At 66.8% G+C, this 5037-nt stretch carries 5 protein-coding genes and 1 pseudogene; 4 read left to right on the top strand and 2 right to left on the bottom strand.

The annotated features are described in order from the left end of the window. Positions 1-340, top strand: a pseudogene (locus ACTIL2_RS15130) (iron-siderophore ABC transporter substrate-binding protein); the annotation flags it as partial. A gap of 14 nt (positions 341-354) precedes the next feature. Here ACTIL2_RS15130 and ACTIL2_RS15125 read toward each other — a convergent pair. Together ACTIL2_RS15125 and ACTIL2_RS15120 are read right to left on the bottom strand one after the other, a co-directional pair. Continuing rightward, positions 355-1140, bottom strand: coding sequence for an ABC transporter permease (locus ACTIL2_RS15125; protein ID WP_442338304.1), 786 nt, complete (start codon positions 1138-1140; stop codon positions 355-357). A gap of 20 nt (positions 1141-1160) precedes the next feature. After that, on the bottom strand, positions 1161-1922 hold the full coding sequence (locus ACTIL2_RS15120; RefSeq protein ID WP_442338303.1) for an ABC transporter ATP-binding protein: 762 nt from the start codon (positions 1920-1922) through the stop codon (positions 1161-1163). Positions 1923-2042: 120 nt separating this feature from the next. Between ACTIL2_RS15120 and ACTIL2_RS15115 the strand changes: the two genes are divergently transcribed. From ACTIL2_RS15115 to ACTIL2_RS15105, 3 genes are all read left to right on the top strand, one after another. After that, complete coding sequence (locus ACTIL2_RS15115; protein ID WP_442338302.1) at positions 2043-3209, top strand: sensor histidine kinase; 1167 nt, start codon at positions 2043-2045, stop codon at positions 3207-3209. Continuing rightward, entirely contained in the window at positions 3202-3858 is a 657-nt protein-coding gene (locus ACTIL2_RS15110; protein ID WP_442338301.1) for a response regulator, read from the top strand. Before ACTIL2_RS15115 ends, ACTIL2_RS15110 begins: the two co-directional genes overlap by 8 nt. Positions 3859-3937: 79 nt before the next feature. Next, a partial coding sequence (locus tag ACTIL2_RS15105; RefSeq protein WP_442338300.1) for a MarP family serine protease occupies positions 3938-5037 on the top strand: 1100 nt, incomplete at its 3' end.

Below are 5037 nucleotides of genomic sequence, written 5' to 3'. Positions count from 1 at the left end.
CATCCGCGGCTCCGAGCGCTATGACACCCTCCTGGACCTCGGATTCATGGAGAACGAGACCCTGGTCGCCGAGGAAACCGGGGACAGCGGCTTCTCCGTCCAACTCAGCGACGAGACGTTGTCGAAGGCCGATTCGGACCTGGTGGTCGCCTTCGCGATCGGGACGACCCCGGAGGACATCGAGGACAACGGGGCCTGGAAACGGCTGTCCGCGACCGAGGACGGCCACTCCTTCGTGATGCCCGAGGAGATCTCCAGCGCGTACTCACTGGGATCCCCGGCAGCCATCCAGTTCGCCCTGGGGGAACTCGTCCCGCTGCTGGAGGAGCACACCGGATAGACCACTGGAACGCACTATTCCCAGCGGAACAGGGCCGCTGCCAGAGCTCCGCCGATCACGGTGGTGCCACCCAGGCTCGCCCAGTTCTCCCAGGCCACGGCCTCGCCGATCCAGGCGGACTGCAGTGCCTCGACGGAGGCGCCGAAGGGCATCCAGGCACCGATGGACTGCACGGTATCCGGGAGATTCTCCATCGGCACGAACATCCCGCCGAACGCGCCCATGCCGAAGAACAGCACAAGCCCGATCGCCACGGAGGCATTCGGGGTCCTGGCCACAGACGCCACCACCATGCCCAGCGCGTACATCGCGGCAATGGTGGCCAGCATCACCAGCACCGCAACGAGGGCATCGTCCGGAAGTCCCGCGTCAGAGAGGATCACCGCGACGACGTAGGCCAGGGCGATACCGGTGATCACCTGGATCAGGCTCACCACCATCTGGGCGACAAGCACCATCGCCGGATGGGCCGGTGTCGCCGCCAGTCGCCGCAACACCTTCGTCTTCCTGTAGGTCGCCAGGAAGCTCGGCATGTTCATCATCGCGACCATGCCGACGACCATCGCGAAGACCACGGGCAGGGCGTACACCTCGATCACCGAGTGTCCGGTGTCCGTGGTCTCGTCCGACAGCATCATGACCTGCATCAGCATGATCAGCAGTGGGAGGCCGAGCGGAATGATGATGCCCGCGGTATCGCGGAGGACCATCTTAAGCTCCGCGGCGATCATGGCGAACCATGCCCGCGGGCCGGGACCGGACGTCCGGATCGTCTGTGGGGAGAATGCCTGGGTAGTCATGTCGGTTGCTCCTCGTCGTACTATTCGTCGTCTTCGTCGTGGTCGTCGCCGTCGATCTCCCGGCCGGTGAGTGCGACGAAGGCCTCCTCCAGGGAGGACGCCCCCGACTGGGCCACCAGTTCCTCCGGGGTCCCCTGCGCAATGGTCCTGCCGGCGTCAATGAGCATGACCCGGTCGCACAGCCGCTCGACCTCGTCCATGGCGTGGCTGACCAGGATCACGGTCTGCCCTTCCAGGGACTCGATGGTTTTCCAGATCCGGCGCCGGGCACGCGGATCAAGCCCGGTCGTCAGTTCATCGAGGATCACGATCCGGGGACGCCCGATCAGCGCCACCGCCACGGAAACCCGCTGCATCTGTCCCCCGGACAGGTTCTCGAAGCGGGTGTCCTTCTTCGCCGTCAGCTCGACCATGTCCATCGCCTCCTCCGCCGGGAGCGGATCCGGGTAGAAGCTGCGGTACAGGTTGATCAACTCGAGGACGGTGAGCGCGGGATGGAGATTGGCGCCCTGCAACTGGACACCGAGGATCTGGCGTACTCTCGCCCGGTCCTTCACCGGGTCCAGGCCGAAGATGCCCACCGAGCCGGACGTGGGGGTACGGAGCCCCGCGATCATCTCGACGGTGGTCGTCTTGCCGGCACCGTTCGTACCGAGGATCCCCATGGTCTCTCCCGGCTGGAGCGCCAGGCTGATGCCGTCGACGGCCACGTGTTGCCGGTAGCTCTTCACGAGGTCGGTGGCCTCGACGGCCAACTGCGTTGTCGTCTGTGTATTCGTCATGTCCATCACCCTCCCGTGCGGACCCGGGTGCGCACAGGTGCCGGTGGTCACTGGATTCCACGGGGCAGTCCGTGACTTTCGGCACCTCTCCCCGTGTCCCCTCCCCGATATGCTGGAGCCATGTCCATGCCACCAGCCAGCGCCAGGTCCCAGGCGCGGGCGGGTCAGATCGCCGACCAGCTCGCCGGGACGTCGATGCTCGTGGTGTGCATCGGTGTCGGGGCCTTCGTCCTGATCCAGTCGCCCCGCACGCTCATCCCCGTGTGGTCCTGGATCCTGCTGTTCGCCGTGTGCGTGGCGACGGCCTTCGCGGCGGCCGCCTACCGCAGCAGCTTCTATGCGGTGGCGGTGGTGACCTCCTGGGCTCTGGTGCTGACCATGGCCGACAGTACGGGGGCGATGTCCGTTGTCCTCATCAGCGTCGCGGCCATCGGCACCTACATTCTGCGGATGCGGTGGGTCGCTGTGGTCATCGCCGCCAACAGCGTGGTGCTACTGGTCAGTTTCCTCACCTTCGGGGTCCCGCTTGACCAGGCAGTGTTCATCACCGTGTTCTATGGATTCATCCACGTGGCGGTGGCTCTGATGACGTACACCCTGATCAAGGAGCAGAGTCTCCGCGTGTTGCTGGAGGAACGCAACGTCCAACTCACCGCCGCAGGGGTGATGCTGGAGGACTCCGCCCGCACCTCCGAACGCCTGCGCATCTCCCGGGAGCTCCACGACCTCATCGGCCACCAGCTCACCGTCCTCAACCTGGAGCTGGAGGCGGCACGCCACCGCAACACCCAGGGGGACGCCTACGCATGCGGTGAGCACATCGGACAGGCCTCCGCGGTCGCCAAGGAGTTGCTCGGTGATGTCCGGTCCACGGTGAGCGAGTTCCGCGACACCGAAGCCAGCGATGTGACCGACGCCCTGGGCAGGATGGCGTCCGCGGTGCCGAGCCTGGCGGTCCGCATCGTCGTCGACGATGATGTCCACCCGGATGACACGCAGGCCACAACACTGATCCGCGCCGCCCAGGAGATCATGACGAACACCGTGAAGCACTCGGACGCCACGAAACTGTGGCTGGAGGTCACCCGGTCCGACGGGGAGGTACGTCTCGCCGGACACGACAACGGCACCACCGCAGTCAGCTACCGACCGGGGAACGGGCTCCTCGGTCTCGAGGAACGCGTCCTCCCGCTCGGCGGTACCCTGGGAGTGACCCCGGGGGACGGTTTCCGGGTGGAGGTCACCCTCCCCGAGCAGCTGCAGATGTCGGGGCACAGCAATGACTGACTCCACGGGGAACTCACCGCGGGTCATGGTCGTCGACGACCAGACACTGGTCCGCCAGGGCATCCGCACGCTGCTGGAGATCGGCGGGATCAACGTCGTCGCCGAGGCGGGGGACGGATCGGAGGCCTTCGAACGCCTTACCAATGTGGAGATCGACGTCGTCCTCCTTGACCTCCGCATGCCGCGGTACGACGGCCTGTGGTTCCTGCAGCAGCTCGACCTGGACATCCCCGTCCTGGTGCTCACGACCTTCGACGACGACAACCTGGTGCTGGACGCCCTGCGCCACGGCGCACGTGGGTACATGCTGAAGGACGTGACCGTCGAGCAGCTCTCCACCGCCGTGCGCACGCTGAATGCCGGCGGAACCCTCATTGCCCCCTCCATCACGGACCAGCTGCTGAAAGCCATCCGCACCTCCCCCGAACCCTCCGGAACGAACGACGTCGCCGCGCAGGAACTCACTCCCCGCGAACTCGAGGTCCTGCGGCTGGTGGCCGAGGGTTACAGCAACCGGCAGATCAGCGAGGTCGTGCACCTGGCCGAGGGGACGGTCAAGAACCACCTGTCGACGATCCTCATGAAGCTCGGTGCGCGTGACCGGACGAACGCGGTGCTGCGGGCACTGCGTGAAGGACTCCTGGGGTAGCTGCCCGGCAGCTGGGAAGTCACTGCCGGGTACCGCTGGCAGATGGGCCGGACAGTACCGGGGCCGGTATCCTGGTCGTGTGTTGGTCGATATCATTGTGCTGCTCATCCTCGTCATGGCACTGGTGAGCGGACTCCGGTCAGGATTCTTCTCCTCACTGGGGTCGATGGGTGGTCTGCTCGTTGGCGGCGCGGCCGCGTACTGGGTGGTGCCACAGGTTGCCCGGGCAGTAGACGACCCGCAGTGGCGGTGGATCGCCGGGTTCGCCCTCACGGTGCTCCTCCTGCTCCTTGGCTCGCGCATCGGGTCGTCACTGGGACGTTGGATCAGCCGCGGCACCGACCGGATCAAACTCCGTGTTCCCGAACGTCTCCTGGGTGGGGCACTGACGACCATCGTCGCCGCCCTTGTCCTCTCCATCGCCGCACCGGCCGTCATGGCGGCGGGCATACCGAACGTCAGCTCAGCGGTATCGTCCTCGACCGCGGTGCAGGCCATCGACCGTCTCCTCCCCGACCGGCTGCAGCAGGCCGGCGATGACATCCGGGCATCACTGGCGGACACCCCGGTTCTCCCGTCGCTGCGCGGTCCAGGAGTGCCCGCCGCTCCGCCGGGCCAGCCGACGCAGGACGCACCGCCACAGGACATCGATCCTGATTCCCCGGAGCTTGCCGCTGCATCGCAGTCGGTGGCGAGAGTGTCGGGTATCGCCGCCGCATGCCAGGTGATGCCCACCGGATCCGGTTTCGTTGTCGCCGAGAACCGGATCGTCACCAATGCCCATGTGGTCGCGGGAGTGGACGCGCCTGTGGTGACGCTTCCCGACGGACAGGCCGCCGACGGCCGAGTCGTGTACTTCAACGAGGCGGACGACATCGCCGTGATCCAGGCGCCCGTCGACGCAGCACCGCTGGACCTGGCGGACGGGGTTGCCGAGGGCGAAGCCGGTGTGGTCCAGGGTTACCCGGGAGGCGGCCCCTTCCGCTCGGTCCCGGCCTCGGTCGCCAGGACGGGACCGACGCAGTTCGCCAATGATCCCCAGACGCGCACCGTCCACCAGCTTGCCGCCGAGGTCGAGCCCGGCAACTCGGGCGGTCCGTTCCTGACCGCAGCCGGCGAGGTCGGTGGCGTCGTCTTCGGGCGCGACGAAGCCCACGGGTCGACGGCCTACGCCATGAC

Source organism: Corynebacterium sp. (genome assembly GCF_052107835.1).
Classification (GTDB): Bacteria; Actinomycetota; Actinomycetes; order Mycobacteriales; family Mycobacteriaceae; genus Corynebacterium.
Note: the sequence above shows the minus strand (reverse complement) of the source record. Positions and strands in the feature narration are given on the sequence as shown.